The sequence below is a fragment of the Rhizobium sp. WCS2018Hpa-16 genome, assembly GCF_031843705.1.
GTDB lineage: Bacteria > Pseudomonadota > Alphaproteobacteria > Rhizobiales > Rhizobiaceae > Agrobacterium > Agrobacterium tumefaciens_C.
This window is the reverse complement of the sequence record NZ_JAVTIX010000002.1, coordinates 581997-603862: the sequence shown is the minus strand read 5'-3', so window position 1 is coordinate 603862 and position 21866 is coordinate 581997. Positions and strand designations below refer to the sequence as shown.

The 21866-nt window shown below is 56.6% G+C and carries 21 protein-coding genes; 7 read left to right on the top strand and 14 right to left on the bottom strand.

Features of this window, described 5'->3' with window-relative positions:
• Nucleotides 1-377: 377 nt before the first annotated feature.
• From RQI55_RS08995 to RQI55_RS08940, 12 genes are all read right to left on the bottom strand, one after another.
• Nucleotides 378-863 (bottom strand): F0F1 ATP synthase subunit B, encoded by a 486-nt coding sequence (locus tag RQI55_RS08995; protein ID WP_243256576.1) that lies wholly within the window; start codon nt 861-863, stop codon nt 378-380.
• Nucleotide 864: 1 nt separating this feature from the next.
• Nucleotides 865-1503 carry a F0F1 ATP synthase subunit B gene (locus RQI55_RS08990; RefSeq protein WP_311272493.1) on the bottom strand — a complete coding sequence of 213 codons (639 nt, stop codon included), beginning with the start codon at nt 1501-1503 and terminating at the stop codon, nt 865-867.
• 77 nt (nt 1504-1580) lie between these two features.
• Nucleotides 1581-1808 carry a F0F1 ATP synthase subunit C gene (locus RQI55_RS08985; RefSeq protein ID WP_027673924.1) on the bottom strand — a complete coding sequence of 76 codons (228 nt, stop codon included), beginning with the start codon at nt 1806-1808 and terminating at the stop codon, nt 1581-1583.
• Nucleotides 1809-1879: 71 nt separating this feature from the next.
• Nucleotides 1880-2629, bottom strand: coding sequence for a F0F1 ATP synthase subunit A (locus tag RQI55_RS08980; RefSeq protein WP_311272492.1), 750 nt, complete (start codon nt 2627-2629; stop codon nt 1880-1882).
• Between the two features lie 64 nt (nt 2630-2693).
• Nucleotides 2694-3059, bottom strand: coding sequence for an AtpZ/AtpI family protein (locus RQI55_RS08975; protein ID WP_311272491.1), 366 nt, complete (start codon nt 3057-3059; stop codon nt 2694-2696).
• 269 nt (nt 3060-3328) lie between these two features.
• On the bottom strand, nt 3329-4498 hold the full coding sequence (locus RQI55_RS08970) for a cell wall hydrolase (RefSeq protein WP_311272490.1): 1170 nt from the start codon (nt 4496-4498) through the stop codon (nt 3329-3331).
• 180 nt (nt 4499-4678) lie between these two features.
• A complete protein-coding gene (locus RQI55_RS08965; protein WP_236727956.1) occupies nt 4679-6517 on the bottom strand; it encodes a potassium transporter Kup in 1839 nt (612 codons plus the stop codon).
• Nucleotides 6518-6610: 93 nt separating this feature from the next.
• A complete protein-coding gene (locus RQI55_RS08960) occupies nt 6611-7588 on the bottom strand; it encodes a magnesium transporter CorA family protein (RefSeq protein ID WP_042618115.1) in 978 nt (325 codons plus the stop codon).
• 392 nt (nt 7589-7980) lie between these two features.
• Entirely contained in the window at nt 7981-9114 is a 1134-nt protein-coding gene (locus RQI55_RS08955; protein ID WP_311272563.1) for an Mrp/NBP35 family ATP-binding protein, read from the bottom strand.
• 95 nt (nt 9115-9209) lie between these two features.
• Nucleotides 9210-10433 carry an ABC transporter substrate-binding protein gene (locus RQI55_RS08950; protein ID WP_311272489.1) on the bottom strand — a complete coding sequence of 408 codons (1224 nt, stop codon included), beginning with the start codon at nt 10431-10433 and terminating at the stop codon, nt 9210-9212.
• 83 nt (nt 10434-10516) lie between these two features.
• Nucleotides 10517-11257: a LuxR family transcriptional regulator gene (locus RQI55_RS08945; protein WP_042618114.1), complete on the bottom strand. Its 741-nt coding sequence runs from the start codon at nt 11255-11257 to the stop codon at nt 10517-10519.
• A gap of 172 nt (nt 11258-11429) precedes the next feature.
• Nucleotides 11430-12227, bottom strand: coding sequence for an IclR family transcriptional regulator (locus tag RQI55_RS08940; protein WP_311272488.1), 798 nt, complete (start codon nt 12225-12227; stop codon nt 11430-11432).
• 121 nt (nt 12228-12348) lie between these two features.
• On the opposite strand from RQI55_RS08940, the gene RQI55_RS08935 reads away from it, so the two are divergent.
• The 4 genes from RQI55_RS08935 to RQI55_RS08920 are packed head-to-tail and all read left to right on the top strand — an operon-like array spanning nt 12349 to nt 15567.
• Nucleotides 12349-13119: an SDR family oxidoreductase gene (locus tag RQI55_RS08935; protein ID WP_311272487.1), complete on the top strand. Its 771-nt coding sequence runs from the start codon at nt 12349-12351 to the stop codon at nt 13117-13119.
• Complete coding sequence (locus RQI55_RS08930; RefSeq protein ID WP_311272486.1) at nt 13119-14036, top strand: 2-dehydro-3-deoxygalactonokinase; 918 nt, start codon at nt 13119-13121, stop codon at nt 14034-14036. Before RQI55_RS08935 ends, RQI55_RS08930 begins: the two co-directional genes overlap by 1 nt.
• A 10-nt stretch (nt 14037-14046) precedes the next feature.
• Nucleotides 14047-14676: a 2-dehydro-3-deoxy-6-phosphogalactonate aldolase gene (locus RQI55_RS08925; protein WP_042618110.1), complete on the top strand. Its 630-nt coding sequence runs from the start codon at nt 14047-14049 to the stop codon at nt 14674-14676.
• A 3-nt stretch (nt 14677-14679) separates the two neighbouring features.
• Nucleotides 14680-15567, top strand: a complete 888-nt coding sequence (locus tag RQI55_RS08920) for an SMP-30/gluconolactonase/LRE family protein (RefSeq protein WP_311272485.1) — start codon at nt 14680-14682, stop codon at nt 15565-15567.
• 49 nt (nt 15568-15616) lie between these two features.
• Here RQI55_RS08920 and RQI55_RS08915 read toward each other — a convergent pair whose 3' ends face one another.
• Nucleotides 15617-16978: a bifunctional diguanylate cyclase/phosphodiesterase gene (locus tag RQI55_RS08915; RefSeq protein WP_042618108.1), complete on the bottom strand. Its 1362-nt coding sequence runs from the start codon at nt 16976-16978 to the stop codon at nt 15617-15619.
• 130 nt (nt 16979-17108) lie between these two features.
• Nucleotides 17109-18773, bottom strand: a complete 1665-nt coding sequence (locus RQI55_RS08910) for a response regulator (RefSeq protein ID WP_311272484.1) — start codon at nt 18771-18773, stop codon at nt 17109-17111.
• A 335-nt stretch (nt 18774-19108) separates the two neighbouring features.
• On the opposite strand from RQI55_RS08910, the gene mutL reads away from it, so the two are divergent.
• The 3 genes from mutL (at nt 19109) to RQI55_RS08895 (ending at nt 21862) form a co-directional block, all read left to right on the top strand.
• Entirely contained in the window at nt 19109-20926 is a 1818-nt protein-coding gene (mutL, locus tag RQI55_RS08905; protein WP_311272483.1) for a DNA mismatch repair endonuclease MutL, read from the top strand.
• Nucleotides 20927-20998: 72 nt separating this feature from the next.
• Nucleotides 20999-21235, top strand: coding sequence for a DUF2093 domain-containing protein (locus RQI55_RS08900; RefSeq protein ID WP_243256588.1), 237 nt, complete (start codon nt 20999-21001; stop codon nt 21233-21235).
• A gap of 129 nt (nt 21236-21364) precedes the next feature.
• On the top strand, nt 21365-21862 hold the full coding sequence (locus RQI55_RS08895) for a ferritin-like domain-containing protein (RefSeq protein WP_311272482.1): 498 nt from the start codon (nt 21365-21367) through the stop codon (nt 21860-21862).
• The last annotated feature ends 4 nt before the right edge of the window (nt 21863-21866 follow it).

Here is a 21866-nt window from a genome sequence, read left to right as displayed (position 1 = left end):
CGCCCCCTCCCCCACATGTGCATGTGAGGTTCCCTCGGCATGAAGAGTCAACACTAGCGAGCTTCGGTTGTGCAGCAGACTCTCGCCGCGGCGGGAAAGCCATGAAGGGCCGCAACGGCTTCAGAGACAATGGTTTCATCCGGCCCAAGAGGTGCACGACATCACGCGATTGACGGAAACAAAACCAAGGCAGCGCTCGCGCGGAGCAAAGCGCCATGCTTTTTCAAGCGAGTTTATCCGGTTGGCGTTTGACGAAAGGCGTGCCAACGAGGCGCTTCAGCCGACTATGCGCACGATATTCAAAAACAAAAAAACCGCCAATCGCTTGGCGGTTTCAGAATGCTTAACCTCAAAACGCAATTGCTTGCGCTGGCGTCTCAGTTAAGGCGCGTCTTGGCTTCGTTGACAGCAGTGTTGAAGAGCTGTGTCTTCACGGCTGCTGTCATCTTCTCAGCAATCAACTTCTCGCTCGCAGCAATCGCCAGATCAACAGCTGCGGCACGAACGGCACCGATTGCGTCGGTTTCGGCCTGCTTGATCTTTTGCTCAGACAGAGCGTTGCGGCGTGCAACGAATTCCTCGGTCTTGACCTTGGCTTCTGCCGTTAGGGCTGCAGCTTCACGTTCAGCCGCTGCGATGATGTTCGCGGCGTCCGCTTCGGCTTCCTTGCGCTTGCGCTGATATTCAGCCAGCAGGTGCTGAGCCTCTTCACGAAGGCGCTTGGCTTCTGCCAGCTCTTCCTTGATGTTGCCGGCACGCTCATCGAGCGAGCTTGCCAACATGCCGGGAACCTTGAGGTAGGCAATCAGAACGAAGAAGAGAACGAGACCGACAAGCGCGAAAAATGTTGCATCAAACGCCATGTTAAGCTCCCTTCAAAACAGATGCGGCAGCAACAGCGGCCTTGGCATCCGTATCCGAAACCTTGACGTTGATCAGCTGATCAACGATCGCGGTCGCAGTTTCTTCAGCGATTGTGCCGACATCCGCAAAAGCCTGGGTCTTGATCGTCTCGATCCGTGCCTCGGCTGCCGCCAGTTTCTTGGCAAGGTCTGCCTCGATAGCGGCGCGATCTGCATCGGCCTTGACCTTCGCTGCGTCGCGAGCAGCGGCTGCAATGGAGCCTGCCTTAGCGCGAGCCGCGTTCAATTCTTTTTCGTAGGTTTCGATGGCGGCATCTGCCTCAGCCTTCAAACGGGCTGCTTCATCGAGGTCCTGTGCGATACGGCCGTGACGGTCTTCGAGAATTCCGCCGACGCGTGGCACGATGACCTTCTTCATCAGCACATAGAACAGGCCAAATGTAATGGCCAGCCATAGAAGCTGTGATGCGTAGGTGGACTGATCGAATGGGGGAAACACACCGGATGTGTGACCGGCATCGTGTGCCACGCCTGTCTCGGTATGCGTTGCTTCCGGAGCCGTCTGACCGACAGCCGGCGCTCCCGTATTCGTTTCACTTGTCGCGGGTGCTGACTGGGCAAAAGCCTCGGTCACGAACATACTCACCTCCAGGGGTCGTGCAAATGCGAAGGATCACGGCACGCGCTGCGAGCCGTGATCCAAACCTGATGCTGATATTAGACAGCGAACAGGAGAAGGAGAGCTACGAGCAACGAGAAGATGCCCAGAGCTTCCGTAACGGCGAAGCCGAATACCAGACGGCCGAACTGGCTGTCAGCGGCAGACGGGTTGCGCAGTGCGCCCGACAAGAAATCGCCGAAGATACGGCCGAGAGCGAGGGACGTACCAGCCATGCCGAGGCATGCGAGACCTGCGCCGATGTACTTTGCTGCTTCCGCTTCCATGTTAAGCTCCTTAGAATGGTTGTTTGCGGCTATTTTTGACACCCGATTGTCGGGGCCAGCGACTTTACTTCTCAGTGACCGCCATGCACGGCATCGTTCAGGTACATGCAAGTCAGTACCGCGAAGACGTATGCCTGCAGGAAGGCGACGAGAAATTCCAAACCGGTCATTGCGACCGTCATGATGAGGGGCAGAATTGCGCCACCGATACCAAGAGCACCGAGCGCACCCATGGAGGCAACGAAGCCCGAGAAGACCTTCAGCGTGATGTGACCTGCCAGCATGTTCGCGAAGAGACGAACGGAAAGGCTGATCGGACGCGACAGGAACGAGATGATTTCAATGGACGACACGAGCGGCAAAAGCACCGCAGGCACACCAGATGGCGCGAAGATGCCGAGGAAGCTCAGACCATGCTTGTAGAAACCGTAGACGACGACCGTACCGATAACGAGGCAGGACAGAGCGAAGGTAACGATGATCTGGCTGGTCACCGTGAAGAAATACGGGAACATGCCGAGCAGGTTTGCCGTCAGAACAAACATGAAAAGCGAGAAGACCAACGGGAAAAACACCATTCCCTTTTTGCCAGCGCCTTCGCGCAGCATCGAAGCAATGAATTCGTAGGACATTTCAGCAACGGACTGCATGCGACCTGGGATCAAGCCACGGTTGGACGTTGCGAAATAGAGGAAGCCCGATGCGGCTGCGACCGTTGCGACCATGAACAGAGACGCATTGGTGAACGAAAAATCGACGCCACCGATCTCAATCGGGATGATCGGCGTTACCATGAACTGATGGGTCGGATCGTTTGCCACCGTATGCCCTCTTTATCTTTTGCCGCGAAACACGACACTTTAATTCTATATGGAAGGTAAGCGACTACTCGCCCTGCGTTCCACTCTTGTCTTTTCCGAGCCCACCTTCGAGAAGCGGTGGCTTCGCCACAACGCCCGCAGAACGCAGAACATTCAGAACACCTGCACAGAAGCCGAGAAGAAGAAGAACAATCATCCCCCACGGCGACGTACCAGCAAAATGATCCAGTAGATACCCCAGCATCGCGCCAACAACGATTGCAGAGATGAACTCGGAGGAAAGCTTGATCGCCATGGCGAAACCCTTTCGGGTCTCTGCTGCGTTCTGCTCCGTCCGGCCCTGCGCGTCGTCTTCCGCCTTCACCTTTGCCAGCTCATCGGCAAGGCGCCTGCGGCGCTCATCCAGACTATCGTTACGGTTGCCAGTCATTGCCAAATCCCACCCTTTTTCTCCATTCCGGCATTGCCAGAACTCATTGGAGTTGTAAACGGCAGGGCATCAAGCCTGTTCCAGCCCGCTCTGAAGTCGCGCGCAACATAGTTTTAGGGACTTCGCTAGTCAAGGCACTGACTGCGCTTGACGGAATACAAAATTGTGATTGAAAGCAATGACTTAAGCGATACAGGCAGATTAATTGCGTCGCTGATGCACAGAATTGGCCATTTTGGCAGGTTTATCCCACGGAAAAGCCCGAAAAATCAGCTCCAGCCGCCGCCATAGGTGCGGTAGAACACGTGCAGACCGATTCTGCCGACTTTTTTCATGCTTCTGCCCCAGGCGGGGCGTACGTAGACAGCGTGATAATGCGTTGCGGAGCCGACTTCCTTCAGCCAAATCTTGCCTGCCGTGGTCGCCAATGCCACTTCGCGGGCCATTTTCCAATGGCGCTCGGAGTTTACACGGTCCTTGATATTGTCGCAGGCGAAGGAAAACTGGCAGCGATTGCGCCAATCCTGGTTCTGATAGACCACGCCACAGATCGTGTTGGGGTAGGTCGGGTTGCGCACCCGGTTGAGAATGACCTGCGCCACGGCGGCCTGACCCTTAACCGATTCGCCACGCGCCTCAAAATAGATGCCCGACGAAAGGCATTGCTGCTCGGCTGCGGAAAATGCCTCGGCTGGAAGCGGTTGCGCTGCCCAGGCGTGGTCGTCTGCTGCGATCTGGGGAATGAAACGACCGGCATCCGGCTTTTTCAGAATGGCGTCGAAGGGTGATTCGCGCGCGAAATCCGGTTCTGCCGGTGCATAGGCGGTGGCCAGCACATCGGGTGTTCGGTTTGTAATCAGCTCTGCCAGCATGGGCGAGACGGTCTTTTCGGCCTTGCTCTCATCCCGACGGAAATAGAAGGAGGCCAATTCGATGTCCTTGGTCTTCTTCTGCTTCACGAAAGCGGTTCGATCCTTCCGCTTCAAAGGTTCGATATCCAGCATGCTCGTGCGACGCAAAACGGAACCTGCGGTGAATTCCTTCGGTGGCTGCATGATCTCAGTCGAGACGATGCGGCCCTTCTTGGCGGCGCGATTGACGCGGTCGCTATCTGGCGTCGTTTCCTTGCCGCTCTTGGATGTGACGAAAGCAACCTTGCTTCCATCCGGCGTTATCATTCCAGCCCCGGTCAGCACGGAGGCGGGATCAGCCTGAGCAAAAGAAAGAGACGCATTGTGAACGGAACCTGCCGGAGAGCTGGTAAGGACCATGCGCCACTGCTCTCCCCCGGCATCGAGCCCAGCCAGCAAAGAGGCGAGATCCGCACGGGCGGCAAGGGTGGGAAAGGCAAGCCATGCGGCCAAACCGAAAACAACGGGCGATGTCCATGTCTCGAACGAGAGGAAGAACCCGCGACGCGATACTTTTTTTGAACGCAAAACCAGCACTCCAGACACGAACGCAACTCACTGCTACAGGTCTGGATAATCTCTCATTAACCTTGATGCTTGGTTAACAGCATAGGTGCGCGCGGCTTCACGTTAACGTGTCGGATGCAAAAAACGCCACCCGGCTTCCGCAGGATGGCGTTCGAGAAGATCGGCACGGCCAACAATCGATCAGATGACGACGTGAGAGCCAAGCTCCACAACGCGGTTGGCGGGCAAGCGGAAGTAATCGGATGGATCGGCCGATGTTTCAGCAAGGGCAATGAACAGCCGGTTCTGCCATCCCGGCATGCCAGACTTTGGATCTTGCACCAGCTTGCGTCTGCCCAGATAGAAGGATGTGGACATGATATCGAACTTGTAGCCGGTGCGGCGCAGATATCCCAAGGCCTGCGTTACATTCTGCGTTTCCATGAAGCCGAAGTGAAGTTCGACAACGACGAAGCGTTCGCTGACCTTGGTGATCGTGTATCGCCGATCAGGATGGACGCGGGGCGTGTCTTCGGTGCGTATCGTCAGGATCACGTTCTTGTCGTGCAGGACGTGGTTATGCTTGAGGTTGTGAAGCAGCGCGGCAGGGGCCGTCTCCGGGTCGCCCGTCAGGAAAATCGCCGTGCCGGGGATACGAACCGGGCCATGGGCACTCTCTTTTTCAACTGAGGAGACGAAAGCCTTCAACGGAACGTCCGTGCGGCGTGTCTTGGCGAAGAGAATCTTCGATCCGCGCTGCCATGTCATCATGATAATGACGAAGGCGACGGCCATCAGCACCGGAACATAGCCGCCGTCGTGGATTTTTAGAAGGTTTGCACCCAAGAAGATCATCTCAAGCGAAATGAACGGCAAAATCACGAGAAGGGCGAGCGATTTCGACCACTTCCAGTGCGTGCGGGTAAACTGGAAGAACAGCAGGCTGGTGACGACCATCGCGCCAGTCACAGAAATACCATAGGCCGTGGCCAGAGCGTCCGAGCTTTTGAATGTCAGCACCAGCGCAACGACGCCAAACAGCAAGACGGTATTGACCGATGGCAAATAGATCTGCCCGGTGTTGGTTTCAGATGTGAACAGAATTTCCATCCGCGGCAGGTAGCCCAGATGGATAGCCTGGCGAACGAGCGAAAAGGCACCCGTGATAACCGCCTGGCTGGCGATGATGGTGGCCGCCGTTGCCAGAATAACCGCTGGAAGCAAGGCCCATTGCGGAAACATCAGGTAAAACGGATTGGACATGGCCGAGGGGTCTTTCAGCACAAGCGCGCCCTGCCCCAGATAGTTCAACGTGAGAGCCGGAAAGACAAGCACGAACCATGCCCATTGAATGGGTCTGCGACCGAAATGCCCCAGATCCGCATAAAGCGCCTCTGCACCGGTGATGGTCAGGAAGACAGCGCCCAGCACGACCAGACCGTAGAAGCCTTCCGCAAGCAGAAACTCGACGGCATGCCATGGGTTGAAGGCATAGAGAATATTGTAATCATCCGAGATATGGATGAGGCCGACGAAGCCCATGACGAAGAACCAGACGGCGGTGATGGGGCCGAAGAACTTCGCGACAACTTCGGTGCCATGCGACTGGATCGCGAAAAGCCCGACCAGAATGACGACCGAAATGGGGATGATGAACGAATCCATCTGCGGGGTGACGAGCTTCAGGCCCTCGACCGCCGACAGCACTGATAGTGCCGGGGTGATCATCGCGTCACCCATGAAAAGGGCGGCGCCGATGAGGCCGAGCATGATGAGCACGCTTCGCTTGCTTCCGGCAGATTTCATCAAAAGAGCCAAGAGCGACAGGGTGCCGCCTTCGCCATCATTATCCGCACGCAGCAGAAAACAGATGTATTTGATGGTGACGATGATGGTGAGCGCCCAGATCATCAAGGAAATTAGGCCGATCACTTCAGCCTCGGTGACGCCATCGTGCGAAATAGGCTTCAAGGCTTCACGAAAAGCGTAGAGCGGGCTGGTGCCGATATCGCCATAGACGACGCCGACCGAACCCAGCATGGCTGCAAAAAAGCCCGTCGTGCGGCGATCGTCCGCCTCCGGCTTTTCGGAGTTATCCTTATCCAACGCGTGAGACATGGTGTTTCTGACCGGTTAGAGCCAGCCCTTCCAACGGAAAATGATGAATGGAATGATGGCCGATATCAGCATGATGAAAATTGCCAGCGGATAACCGTAGGTCCACTGCAACTCCGGCATGACGTTGAAGTTCATTCCGTAGACGGATGCCACAAGTGTTGGCGGCAGGAACACGACAGACGCAATGGAGAAGATTTTGATAATCGCGTTCTGTTCGACATTGATGATGCCAAGCGATGCGTCCAGTAGAAATGTCAGATTGCCGGAAATGAACGATGCGTGTTCCGACAGGGACTGAATATCACGGCCGATGGAGCGACCTGTTTCCTTCGCTTCCTTATCCTGCTGAACATTGGGCGTTGCTTGCAGAAAAGACTGTAGGCGGGCCAATGATGCGAGGCTATCGCGCACTTTTGAAATGAGACGGTGATAGCCCGATATATCGGCAAGCTTGTCTTCCAGATAGCGAGGCGCCTTGCGCTTGCTGCGAGCCTGATCGCCGAAAATTCCGGCAGCAACCGTATCGATGCGGATCACGGAGTTTTCGATAATCTCCGCCGTGCGGTCCACGATGGTTTCGAGAAGCTTCAGCAGCAGAGCCGCACCGCTGCGCATATCGTGGGGCACACGGGTAATGGCCGCAATGAAGAGATTGAAGGATTTTGGTTCGGCATATCTGATGGTGACGAGCCTGTTTCCGACAAGGATGAAGGCAACATCGGTCAGGCGTGGATCTTTTGAATCCGCATTCCAGACCAATGAACCCGTCATAAAAACGTTTCCATCTTCCACGTAAAGGCGGCTGGAGGGCTCGATGTCCTTGAGATCCTCGCGGGTCGGCAACTCGACGCCAAGCAGTTGCTCGACGCGAATTTCTTCAGCCCGGTCAGGGTTGATCAGGTCAATCCAGACAATATCATCCGAAATCTGCTGAACCGATGGGTCCGCCGACAGGCTGATTGCCTCGCAATTGGAGCGATAGGCCTTGATCAATCAGTTTCTCCGGTCAGCATCCCGACGAATGCCGGAAGGCTGCTCTAACACAAACCGTATGCCTTCCGCAAACGCCCGGAATGGGCGGCGGACCAAACGGCGCGGCCTATGCTCTGAATACCCATAAGAATCAAGGAGTATTTTTCACAGGGCCAAAGCCGCCAGACCGGAATGGCCGTGCGGCTTGCTGGGGCACTATCGATTGCAGATCGGGCCGCACGCCGTTACTAAGCATTCGTATAAGCTTGCAGAATCAGTGGCTTGATCGAATACAACGGCCTTCAGCGACTTCACGCGAAAACAGAAACTCTAGCTCCACGCAACCGGAGCGAGGGGCTGTCAAGCTGCACCACAGACCAAGTGCTATGCGCCGGGCGCATCGGTAGTTCACCTTATTCGAAGACGATACGCGGTGCGGGTTTGCTGAGGCCAGCGCCCATCTGGGTCCAGACGCGCTGTGCAATCTCGCGGTAAATCTGCGCCTGGGGTCCGTCTGGCTCCGCCACGACAACGGGGGTTCCGGCATCGGACAATTCACGAATGGAGATTGTAAGCGGCACTTCTCCCAGAAATGGAACGCCGATGCGCTCTGCTTCCGCACGCGCCCCACCATGGCCAAAAATATCGTACCGCGCACCGGTATCGGGGGCGATAAAGTAGCTCATGTTTTCGATGACGCCTAGGAGAGGCACTTCCACCTTCTGAAACATGGTGATGCCTTTTCGAGCATCGATCAGGGCCATATCCTGCGGGGTAGATACAATAACCGCGCCAGCCAGCGGCACTTGCTGGGCAATGGTTAGTTGCGCGTCACCCGTGCCCGGCGGCATGTCCAGCACCAGCACATCAAGCTCACCCCAGGCCACTTCGCGCAGCATCTGCATCAGCGCAGACTGGACCATCGGCCCACGCCAGATCATCGCGGCTTCTTCATCCACCAGAAGGCCCATCGACATGACCTTCAGGCCGTAATTTTCCATGGGGATGATGGTGCGCCCTTCACCCTGCTGCGGGCGACCGGAAAGTTTGAGAAGCCGAGGCAGGGATGGTCCGTAGATATCAGCATCCAGAATGCCGACACTCAGGCCAAGCGTTTGCAGCCCCAGCGCCAGATTGACGGCTGTGGTGGATTTGCCGACGCCACCCTTGCCGGATGCAACAGCAATGATGGCGCGGATGCCGGGAACGCCCGTTTTGACGCGCGGCTGTGCGGCACCTGCCTGTGGAGCTGGCGAGGGCTTTGGGACCTTTGGCTGGGCGGGAGCAGAACCGGGTTTTCGGTCGGCGGTCAGCGTTACCATCGCCGCCTTGATGCCGGATACGCCAAGGGCGGCTTTTTCGGCTGCAAGCCGCAGCGGCTCCATACGATCGGCCTCTGCTGCAGGAACGGTAATCGAAAAATAGGCCTTGTTATCGGCAATGAAAATTTCCGACACCATGCCAAGCGCGATGATGCTTTCATTACCGCCCGGATAGGCGATGCTTTTCAACGCTTGCTCGATCTCGTTCTTGCCGGCCTGTGCCATATCAGTTTCCATTATGCTGCATCCGCAGCCTTCCATAACCAAGTGCTTCCGTTTCGCCAATGATAAAGCGTAACCGCTCTTGCGATCCTGGCCGGTCACATCTTCGTATCGGCACCAAGATTCTCGGGATCGAAGATGCGCCCGTCGAAAAAGGCGTCAGGCCCGAGCACGAGGCCAGACCGGGATGCACCCACGATGACAGGCACTTTCAGCGTCCCCTCCAACTTCATATTGGCAGAGGGAACCGGGACAAAAAGCGGCTTGATCGCCTTGCGGAAAATATCGGGGCGATAGGCGCGCGCAGCAGCGTCATAGGCGCTTTCATCAGCGGCGGCATCCGGGGCAAGATCGTTGGGCAAATCCATCTGACTGAAGAACCACAGCGCCTGGCTCTGCCATGGGAAGTTGACGGCTTTGCCGCTTGTGGCAAAGAAGCCGGAGCATTCCAGCATGCGCGTAGGGGAGTGAGAGATAAATCCTGTCAGGGCGGGAAGAATGAACTCCTTATCCATATCAAGGCATTGAGGCGCACCCAGAATACCCGCGAGCTCCTGAATATTGGCATGGCTGGAGCACCATTCGCCCGCCCGGTAAAGCGCACGGATCATCGCCTCTAATGTGTCAGGCTCAGACCGTGCCCAAGCGTCTGACACGGCAAGCACCTTCTCCGGCGCGTTCTGCCAAATATGCGACTTGGTCGTGAGAATGCGGGCCGATCCGCGCAAGACAGCAACGGTTCCATAGGGTTCTGAACCGTAAAAGCCATCGATCTGCCCGGTCTCCAGCATATCAGGCATTGCGCCCGGCGGCGCCTCGACAAGGGTGATGTCGTCGCCGATACGCAAGCGGGCGCTGTTCAGAAGATAATGCAACTCCAATGCAGATGCAGAGAGCGGATGTTCGACAGCCAAGGCCAACGGCTTCAACCTCGCTGACTGGCGGGACGCGGCAACGCGGCCGAGAGCACGGGCCAATGTGGCTGGGTCTGGTATCTTCATACCCTGCTCGACCAGATCGTCATGCAAATCCTGGGCGGCGGCAAAGGTGGCACCACCTGTGGCCAGCACGAAGGGAGCTGCAAATCCGGCTGGAATATCGCCAAGACCAAGCGCCGAAGCCACCGGAAGGGATGCAGACAGATGAAGGCCCTGCAGATCGCCGTTGCGCCATTCGGCAAAAAGGTCATTCACGGAGGGTTTTTTGACCAGATGAAGAGACACCCCTTCATCTGCGGCAAAGCCTTTTTCAGCGGCAACGACAAGCACCGCGCAATCGATCGTCGGAGAAAATCCAGCCTTGAAGCTTCTCGAAGCTGCCAAACGAATCTTATCTCCTCTGCCACCTGCAACAGCAAGAATTGCCTACGTCGATGCAGATAACAATCCAGAAAATAGAAATATTTCTACTTGATCAAACCGACGCGCAAAGCCTTTGCGACAGCTTGCGTCCGGTTGACCGTGTCCAGCTTTTTCGTCGCGCGATTTAGATAGTGATTGACGGTATGCTCCGACAGAACCAAGATTTCCGCAATCTCTGCGCTGGTTTTTCCCGCCGCCGTCCAGTTGAGACAGTCGATCTCGCGGTCCGTCAAGGTACCGGTCACGCGGGAATCAAGAGTTCTCACATGCGCAAGGCGGCTGAAAACATGAGCGCACACATAGGCAATCTCTGCCACGAATGCCGGTGGAAAGTCCGTGCGGCTGCCGTGGAACGAGATTGCGCCTCTCTGCCCCGTGTGATCCTGCACCGGGCACCAGAGCGACTTGACCATATCAAAGCGGGTGAAGAGATCGAGAATGGTCTTGCCGACCGTGTTATCGTGGCCGCTTTTCAAAAGCTCGGCATCGACAAAAAACGGTACGCTGGTCCGCTTCAAGGCACGCAACACATTGCTGCGCGGCAACAGGCCTTCATGGTCATATTGGTGCAACAATTCAGCTGGCCAGTTTGTAATGACCGTGTATTGCGAGAGATCCAGAGCAATATGATCTGGAAGATTGACAACCATAAATGCTTTCATGCCCCAGGCTTCAGTTGTCTTTTTAAGAAAACGAAATATATCGAACTGAGTGCTCAGCTCTGCTACTTCTGCCGCGCTCTCCGCCCCAGGCTGCGCGTCGCAGGAAATCTTTGGTTCCAACATTTTTTTGGTTCTTTATGCGATAGACTTAAATGAATGAGACTCGATAAGATAAAATAACACTACATCAATAGCAGCGCATTGTTTTTTTGCACACAAAAGTTGATATTTACAAATTATCGCAATTTTCGCGCATGAATATTGTTAATGCCTATTCGCCCACAATTTTAAGTATTTACTCGCTTACAGGCGGTAGGCGCACCATCAAATCGGCCGAAATATTCTTCGCTGCTTCACGGACAAGGTCTGCCCATCCTTCAAGACGCGGCCTGCTGAGCCGATAGGCGGGTCCGGTGACCGAAATAGCCGCATAAATGCGCCGTCCCGGCAGTGGCACCGGCACCGCGATACACTGTATTCCGGCCTCGTGTTCTTCCAGATCAAAACCAAAACCCTGAGAGGCGATGTCACCCACTGCCTGCTTCAGATCCTTTGCCGTGACAATGGTATTGGACGTGTAGGGCTGAAACGCCATGGTCTCAATGATAGTGTCGAGCTCCGCCTGCCCTAAAAGCGAAAGCGCTGCCTTGCCGACACCGGTGCAATAGGCTGGTGAAACACGACCGATCTGCGAATACATGCGCACCGCCTGCTTGCCATCGATCTTGTCCAGATACACGATTTCCGCGCCTCTCAGCACACCGAGATGGACCGCTTCCTGCGTCTTTTCCTGCAGGTCTCGAAGATGAGGTGCCGCGACAGTGCGCAGGTCGCTGCTGCTCCACGCCTGGGAAGCGAAACTCAGCAATCGAAGGCCAGCCACATAGGTCTGATCGCCTCTCTGCTCCAGCAAACCCTCATCCAGAAGATGCACAAGTTGACGGTGCAGCGTGCCACGCGGCTGGCCGCTGCGCTGCAAGATATCGGTGAAACGAAGCGGCTGTGGCGACATCACCACCAGCTCCAGCAGGGAAATCGCCTTGCCGAGTGTTCCCGTGGTACTTTCAACCGTCGTGTCACCGCTTCGAGGCATGATACTGGTCTCCCCGTGCGCTATTGTCACGCTTGACAGACACCAAGCGGACAGCGCACTATTCCGATTATTGAAACTTAGTTCCAAATAATGGAACGCGCAATCCTTTCCGAGTGATATGTTGAGCGAAAATTTCTTACCCACTTCTGAATTTGTAGATGACGGCATTCTGATTACGGGCGGTGGCTCTGGTATCGGGGCGTCGCTGGTGGCAGCTTTTGCCGATCGAGGAGCAAAAGTTGCCTTCATCGATATCAATGAAACTGCAGGCACACAGCTGGCTGAAACGCTATCTGCACGCACACGCCACCGAGTTACATTCATCAAGGCTGATTTGCGGGACCAGTCGCAACTGGCGCGGGCCGTGACGGATGCGGCGCAAGCGACGGGCGGCATCAAGGTGCTGGTCAACAATGCTGCATGGGATGACCGCCACGATATCGATACGGTCACGAGCGAATATTGGGATCAAAACCAAGCGATCAATCTGAAGCCGGTTTTCTTCGTCACTCAGGCGGCCCTGCCCTATCTGCGGCAGGCCCAAGGTGCGTCGATCATCAACTTTTCCTCCATCTCCTATCTCTTGAACATGGGCGAACTACCCGCCTACACCGCCGCCAAGGCAGGCATCATCGGCATGACGAAAAGCCTTGCCGGGCGTCTGGGTCAGGAGAACATCCGCGTCAACGCGATTTTGCCGGGCATGATCGTGACCGAACGCCAGAAGAGCCTTTGGCTGAGCGATGACACCATCTTGCAAACGGTGGGCAGACAATGCCTCAAACGCACGCTCACGGCAGAGGATCTTGTCGGTCCCTGCCTCTTTCTGGCCTCTTCAGCATCCGCTGCCATGACGGCCCAAACCATGATCATTGATGGAGGTCTTTTATAATGTCTGATGCCGCATATGTTGCAGTGGACTGGGGTACGACCAGCTTTCGGCTCTGGCTGATCGGCCAATCGGGCGAAGTGCTTGGCGAGCGCCGAAGCAACGAGGGCATGACAACGGCAATGCAAACCGGCTTTTCGCATGTGCTTGCATCCCATCTCTCTGCTCTTTCCGCGCCATCGGGCCTGCCGGTGATCATTTGCGGCATGGCGGGTGCGAGACAGGGCTGGGTCGAAGCGGGCTATGTCGATGTTCCCGCGAATTTGGCGCAGGTGCTTGATGGCGCTGCCCGGGTGCCGGGCGAAACGTCAGATGTACGCATTCTGCCGGGCCTTGCGCAGCGCGCAGCCGACAAGCCGGATGTGATGCGCGGCGAAGAAACTCAGCTTTTGGGCGCGCTTTCTGCCGATTACAGGTCCGGGGAGCAATTGGTTTGCATGCCGGGCACCCATTCCAAATGGGTCAATGTCGCCAATCTTGAGGTTACAGGCTTCTCCACATTCATGACCGGAGAGCTGTTCGATGTCATATCGAAACACTCCATCCTGTCCCATGCGGTTGCCGATGCCGGGAGCTTCACCGGTGACAGCGAAGCCTTCCGAACGGCTGTATCGCAAAGCTATTCCAACCCGCAAATGGCGACGAACCACCTGTTCACGGTGCGGTCTGGCCAATTGCTGCACGGCCTGTCTGCGACAGATGCCAAGGCGAAACTGTCTGGCACGATGATCGGGCTGGAAATTGCCGGCGCGCATTCCGCAGCCTCGAAAATGGCACAGGTCGTTCTCATCGCATCCGGGTCACTCGGTGCGCTCTACGAAGCAGCGTTCAATGCGCTTTCCATTGATTTCGTCACCATTGATGCAGATGAAGCCGTGCGTCGCGGGCTTGTTGCAGCTGCAAACGCCATTTGGCACTGAGGAGTTTTCCATGCGTATTCCCTTCCCTTCCATGAAATACCCGCTTGTCGCAATTCTGCGCGGCATTCGCCCTGAAGAAACCGAGGGTGTGGTAACAGCACTTCTGGAAAGCGGCCTGCGAGCCATCGAAATTCCGCTCAATTCACCAGACGCCTTCCGCTCCATCGAAATGGCCGTCAAGCTGGCGCCAAGTGACGCGCTTATCGGCGCTGGCACCGTATTGACCGTCGAAGACGTGGCAAAGGTGGACGCCGTTGGCGGAAAGCTGATGGTCAGCCCGAATGTCGATGTGGATGTCATCACGGCTGCCAGAGAAAAAGGCATGGTCACCATGCCGGGTGTGCTCACGCCAACAGAGGCGCTTCTGGCGCTCAAGGCAGGCGCAACCGGGCTCAAATTCTTCCCCGCCAGCGTGCTCGGACCATCCGGTCTCAACGCTATCAGAGCCATTTTGCCCAAGGATACGCTCGTTGCGGCAGTCGGCGGTGTATCGGACAAGAATTTCACAGACTACACCAGCATTGGCATCACGGCCTTTGGCCTTGGAACCAGCCTCTACAAGCCCGGCATGACCGTCGATGATGTGCGCGCCCGCGCCATCGCCACCGTCACGGCCTATGATCTAGCAATCGGAGCTTAAGGCATGGCAGACATTCATGACTTCAAGGGAAAGGTGCTTGACCCAACACAGATGATGCTGGGCGAAGGGCCGAGTTTTGATCCGACCACCAACACATTGTGCTGGCTGAATATTCTGGGCAAGGAGCTTCACGCGCTTGACCTGACAAGCAACACCAAAACGATGCATGCCCTGCCCTTCATGGCAAGCGTCGTTGCCCGTATCGATGATAAGCGTCAGTTGCTGGCCTCCGATGAGGGCCTCTTCATTCGGGACCGCGCAACAGGGGAGCTGACGCTCCACGTCGATTTTGAACCCGGCAAGCCCGGCAACCGCTCCAATGACGGGCGCATTCACCAGAGCGGTGCATTGTGGATCGGCACCATGGGCAAAAAGGCCGAGGATGGCGCCGGATCGATCTATCACGTCGCGGGCGGCAAGGTGACGCAGCTGTTCGACAAGATCAGCATCAGCAACGCCATCTGCTTTTCCCCTGACGGCGCGACCGCGTACTATGTCGATACGCGCGTGAACCAGTTGATGAGCCTTCCCGTTGATCCGCAAACAGGTCTGCCGACCGGCGCCACTAAGGTGTTCATCGATCAGGCGGGCCAGAAGGGCGGCATTGATGGCGCGATCTGCGACGCGGATGGCAATATCTGGAATGCGCGCTGGGGCGTCGGCGCGGTGGATCAATATTCGCCAAACGGACAGCACCTGGCACGCTACGAAGTTCCGGCAGCACAGACGACATGCCCGGTGTTTTTCGGCGCATCGGCAGACCGCATCGGCGTGACCTCGGCCTGTGAGGGCCTTGATGATGCGACTATCAAAGCCAATCCTCTCTACGGCGCGACTTTCGATCTCGGCATCGAGGTCAAAGGCATGCTGGACGCCGCCTATCGGCTCTAAGTCGATTGAAGTAATGACTTTTAAAGGCGCCTCACGGGCGCCTTTTTCGTCAGCCGAACTCGCGGGCGGAGTGGTTTATGTCGCGGTAGTTTTCCTGAAGGTAGCGTTGCGTTGCGGCGGCATCGACCGGGCGACCATAAAAATAGCCCTGCCCCATGCCGCAGCCGAGGCACCGCAGTTTCTCGGCTTCCGCCTTGTCTTCAATGCCTTCTGCCACAACCTGCAGATCCAGCCCGTCACACATGGCAACGATTGCCTTGATGATGTGCTCTGACGGTCTATCGGTTGTGATGCGCGACACGAAAGCGCGGTCGATCTTGACCTTGTCGAAAGAAAAATCGCGAAGCCTGCCAAGGCTCGACTGGCCCGTGCCAAAATCATCCAGAGAAATGCGAATACCGGCATGTTGAAGGTCGGTCAGGATGCGCTGGGCCGTATCGGCCGAGGTCATGACCGCAGTTTCGGTAATCTCAAGCTCCAACCGCCGTGGATCAAGCCCGACTCGCCTCAGAATGCTGAGAATATTTTCAGCGGTACCGGGGTCCATCAGTTGCGCGGAAGAGAGATTGAAGGACAGAAACAGTTCTCGCGGCCATGAGAGCGCGGCTTCCGCTGCCTTGCGCAACAGCAGTTCCGATAGCGCATCGATAAAGCCACGCTCTTCGGCCAGAGGCACGAAGACGGCGGGAGAAACAAATCCAAGATCAGGATCATTCCACCGCGCCAGGGCCTCGAAGCCGATGACAGTGGCATCGCTGAGCCGAACGATTGGCTGGAAATGCACATCAAGCGTGCCGCTAATGATGGCATGTCGCAATGCCTGCTCAAGCTGCGTCGCGCTCTTCATCTCCTGAGCAATTTCACGCGAATAGACGGTGATCTGGCCGCGGCCACGCCGCTTGGACCGATAAAGCGCGGTTTCCGCGCTTTTGAGAAGATCCTCGAACTCATTACCGGCAAAGGGATGGATCGCAAAGCCGAAGGATGATGACAGCCTTACGTTTCGGTCTCCCAGATCGTAGGGGGCGGAAAGCACGTCCTTGATCATTTGCCCAACGCGCTCGGCTCCGGTGCGTTCGAAAACGAGCGGCAATACGAATGCGAATTCGTCACCATCATGGCGGGTGACGATCGCCCCATCCGGCACACAGGCTCTCAGGCGATGCGCGACCTGACACAGGATTTCATCGCCCGCTTCGGCGCCAAAAAGGTCGTTGATCGGTTTGAACCCATCGATATTCGCCACGCCAATCGTGAAGGGTGCGGGGTCACTTGCCCGCTCGGCTGCCAGCATCACAATTTTGTCGCGAAGCCTGTAGCGGTTTCCCAGTCCCGTCAACGGGTCGCGGTAAGCCATTGCCTGCAATTCATGCTGGCTCACCTGCGGCGCATTTCGCTCTGGCGATTTCATTCGCGCGTCCTGATCGAGGGAGTGCGGGTTATCTTGCAATATGATTTGGTCTCACGAAACATTAGCGCGGAAATGTGCGAAATAGCTATCAATATTCAGGGTATCTTCTTCCGCAGTGACGGTACGGCGTCTAAATACTGGCACGGTGCTCTCGCTGGGGCAGATAACGCTTCAACATCAGTTCGATCATATCGGGACTGATAGGTTTGAGCAGCATATCATCCATGCCGGCATCTAGGCAGGCTTGCCGATCACCCTCGAACGCCTGGGGTATGACACCGATAATCGGGGTGCGCCCACGCTCGCCCCCAACCATGCCACGCACGCGTCGTGCCGCTTCAAACCCGTCGAAATCCGGCAAGGTGGTGTCCATCAGAATGAATGCGGGCTTTTCCGTTTCAAACAACCTGAGGGCATCACGGCCCGTGGAGGCGATCCGGTAACTCAGGCCAAGACCATCCATGATCTGCGAAAACACGATCTGATTGATGCTGTTGTCTTCAACAACGAGAACATCGAGCCCGCTCTTTTTGGCCGGCGCTGGAGGCTTACCCGTAGAGATCTCCCAGCCAGTATCGGTTTGGACAGGTGAAAGGGTGCGGCTTGCGAGCCGGAAATGGCGGGAAATCTCTGTGATCAGCGAGCTTTCCAGCAGATAGTCATCCACCGTCACGGCATCGACACCATAGGTCTGGGGCAGATCCAGACAGGCAATATCCATTTGCACATCGACAATCACAAGATCGATGCGCACTCCGGCAGAGGTGGCATATTCCATGAACGCCTTCTGCTCGTGCTGAGTCGACACCATGGCGCAATCCACACCCACAGCGGTCATTTTTCGCATGGCCAGATCGCCCAGTGAGGCATTGGGTGTGACCAGCAGAATACTGCGGCCCTTCAAGACCTGCGATGCCTGATGATGCTCATCGTCCATGTAGGATGAGGCCACGAACGACATGTGCTCCAACCCGCGAATGACGCTCTTGCCATCCGCGCCTGCACTCGCAAAGGCGGTCACGTCATCCATGGTCGTGACAAGGAAATACCGGCCGGGCTTGCCGACCCTTTGCTTTCTGGTGATGACCAGTGCTTCTTCACCGGTCAGACGCGTGACGCGCTCCGGCAGAATGGCGGGTGTGCCGGTTTCCAGAACATGGCGGTCCATAGCGTCGATGCGCGAGGCAAGCGGATCGGAATGGATATCGGAAACCGTCCGGCCCAGAATAAGATCGGCTGACGTTTCCAGAAGGGCACAGCCAGCCTTGTTGACGCCGACATACGTTGTGGTGTGATCCTTGACAAAAATAGACAGGGGCAGCGTATCGAGAATTTCTTCTGTCAGCTGCACGCGCTCTACATCCAGGCGCCACTGGTCCTCGCGCTTCTTCTGCTCGGTTATTTCACTGATGACGCAAATGCCGAGGCCAGAGGGAAAGCGCCGTTTGACGAAGCGCAGCCACCTGCCACCGGCACGCGGCTCCACCGTTTCCGAACGCTCTTTCCAGTGCGAAGACAATTGTTCGGCAATCCACTCGTCGCGTTCGATATTGTGCGCAATCGAAGGGCCGTCCACTTCGCGCCGACTGTCGTACAAAGCAGCGAGCAAATCCCGAAGGCGCGTGCCTATGCCTAGCTTCAAGTCAGGGATGGGTAGATGTGCGGGAACACGGCTGTTGATGAAGATGATCCGATCATTGCGATCATAGATGACGATAGCAGCAGAGATCGCATCGCAAACGGCGTCGAACATGGCAGTTTGAATATCTGCGCAGACCGACACCTCATCCTTCATTGCATTTCCTCACAGGCACTTCTCAAGGCAAAATCAACTCACAAAAAACCGGCCACGGACCGTGGATAAATGGATAAAACGAAGGACATGCGGGATTTTGACTTGAAGCAGACTGGACAAGATGCGACGGCCCCAGCTTTCCGTCGCACATCCGCTGGCAATGCCAGAGGAATATAGTTGCTGAACTCATTTCAAGCAGTTTCGACTTTAGAAGCTTTCCCTTAAGAGGCGCTTAACGGTGTCGCTTCGAAAGATTTAGCGGGACAAGCAGGCGATTGGCCGCGTCTTGCATGATTTTCCTTTCATAAGACGGGCGAATCCTCGAAAATAGATCGATGTCCATCAAGCAACTATCCGAAACCCTGATCAACCAGATTGCCGCAGGCGAGGTTATCGAAAGACCCTCAAGCGCCGCCAAGGAGTTGATCGAAAACGCAATCGACGCAGGCGCCACGCGCATCGAGATTGCGACGGCTGGCGGCGGCAAAGGTCTGGTGCGCATTTCCGATAATGGTTGCGGCATGTCCCCCGCCGATCTCGAGCTGGCGGTACGGCGGCACTGTACGTCCAAGATTTCCACGACGCTGGATGATATCCGCACTCTGGGTTTTCGCGGGGAAGCGCTTCCGTCAATCGGTTCGGTTGCCAGATTGACAATCACCAGCCGCCAGCAGGGTGCCGCCGAAGGCGCAATCATTTCCGTTGCGGGCGGCAAGCTCTCAGCCGTCCGCCCTGCCCCGTCCAACACCGGCACCATTGTCGAGGTGCGTGACCTTTTCTTTGCCACACCGGCCCGGTTGAAATTCCTGAAAACCGAACGGGCGGAAGCTGCGGCGATCACGGAAATCGTCAAGCGCATGGCGATTGCCTTTCCGCATATCCGGTTTGTGCTGTCTGGGACGGACCGCTCGACGCTGGAGTTTGCGGCCACGGGTGACGACCATCTGGCCCGCATGGCGCAAATCCTCGGCATGGATTTCAAGGATAATGCCATCGAGATCGATGCCGGGCGGGAAGACGTGACACTGACCGGATTTGCCGGTGTGCCGACTTTCAATCGCGGCAATTCCGCCCACCAATATATGTTCGTGAATGGTCGGCCGGTGCAGGACAAGCTGTTGCTGTCCGCCATTCGCGGGGCCTATGCGGAGACAGTGCCGCACGGGCGCTATCCGATTGCGGTCTTGTCGCTGCAACTTGATCCGGCGCTTGTCGATGTTAACGTGCATCCGGCCAAATCGGATGTGCGCTTTCGTGACCCCGGCTTGGTCCGGGGCCTGATCGTGGGCGCCATTCGACAGGCGCTGACCCGCGAGGGCGACCGCGCCTCCACCACGGGCGCTGCGCAAATGATGAATGCATTTCGTCCCGGCTACAGTCCCTCGACCATGCGTTCCCAGCCAACGCAGGCATGGTCACCCGCAAACTCACCGTCGCGCCCCCTTTCCGTGCAGGATGGTCTGGCGCTTCGCGAGGCGGCGCAATCTCAGTTCACCGACATTACCGTGCCAACGGCTCGCGCCGACGCCGCAGAGCAGGCAAACAGCATGGACACAGGCACAGAACCCACCCGTTTTCCGCTGGGAGCGGCCCGCGCGCAGGTTCACGCCAATTACATTGTCGCGCAAACGCAAGACGGCCTTGTCATCGTGGATCAACATGCAGCCCATGAACGTCTTGTGTTCGAGGAAATCCGAAAAGCCCTGCATTCCAAGCGCCCGCCTTCGCAAGTGCTGCTGATACCGGAAATCGTCGATCTACCGGAAGAGGATTGTGATCGGCTGATGGACCACGCCAGTGGGTTCGACAGCATGGGCCTTGCCATCGAACGTTTTGGACCGGGCGCCGTGGCGGTGCGCGAAACGCCCGCGATGCTGGGCGAAGTTAATGTTCAGGGACTGGTTCGCCAATTGGCCGATGAGATAGCCGAATGGCACACAGCCACCAGTCTCGCCAGCAAGCTGGAATATGTCGCGGCCACGATGGCCTGCCACGGCTCGGTGCGGTCTGGCCGTCGCATGCGCCCGGAAGAGATGAATGCGCTTTTGCGGCAAATGGAGAACACGCCGGGGTCAGGCCAGTGCAATCATGGTCGCCCGACTTACATTGAGCTCAAGCTAGCTGACATCGAAAAGCTGTTTGGACGAAGTTGAGATAGTGAAGTGTTGAGGCTGGCATTTTGGCCATTGCATCTTTAAAAAGATCCGACGTCAGGAGACAGGCAGATGAACAGATTTGAAGGCGGCAGCAACCGCGAAGCGAAGGTCGAATATCGCGATGGCGATATGCGTATCGTGCAGACAGGTTCGCATGTCGTCTGCGCCATGACGGGCAAACATATACCGATCGATGAGCTTCGTTACTGGAGCGTCCTGCGTCAGGAAGCCTATGCAGATGCAGCAGCATCGGTTGAAGCGGAAAAGCGCGCCGGAGCATTGCCGAATCAGCGCCGCAACGCCTGATTCCGGCCACTCAAGACATCCGTCTCCCAAATTAATCGATGATTCGCCCTGCCCGGCAGGAACGATCGCACCCAACGCCGGTTAGCCGGGGGTGTGACCAAGATGCACGATTTTCAATAGGAGACTGACATGGCCGAGAAGACACTCGACGATCTTTTCTATGACACGCTCAAGGACATCTATTATGCCGAGCGTCAAATCCTGAAAGCCCTGCCGAAAATGGCCCGCGCCGCCACGGATAAGAAGCTGAAGGCCGCCTTCGAAAAGCACAAGGAAGAAACCCAGGGGCAGATCGAACGCCTCCAGGAAGTCTTTGAAATCATCGGCAAGCGCGCGCAGGGCAAGACCTGCGAAGCCATCCAGGGCATCATTGCCGAGGGTGAAGAAATCATCGAAGATTACAAGGGTTCTGTGGCGCTCGACGCCGGCCTGATTTCGTCCGCGCAGGCCGTGGAGCACTATGAGATCACGCGCTACGGCACTCTCAAGGCCTGGGCTGAAAAGCTCGGATATACCAAGGCCGTTGCGCTGCTGGATGCCACGCTGCAGGAAGAATCCACAACGGATGAAGACCTGACCAAGCTTGCGGGCTCATCCGTTAACGCCGCAGCCCAAAAGGCGGCTTGAGCTT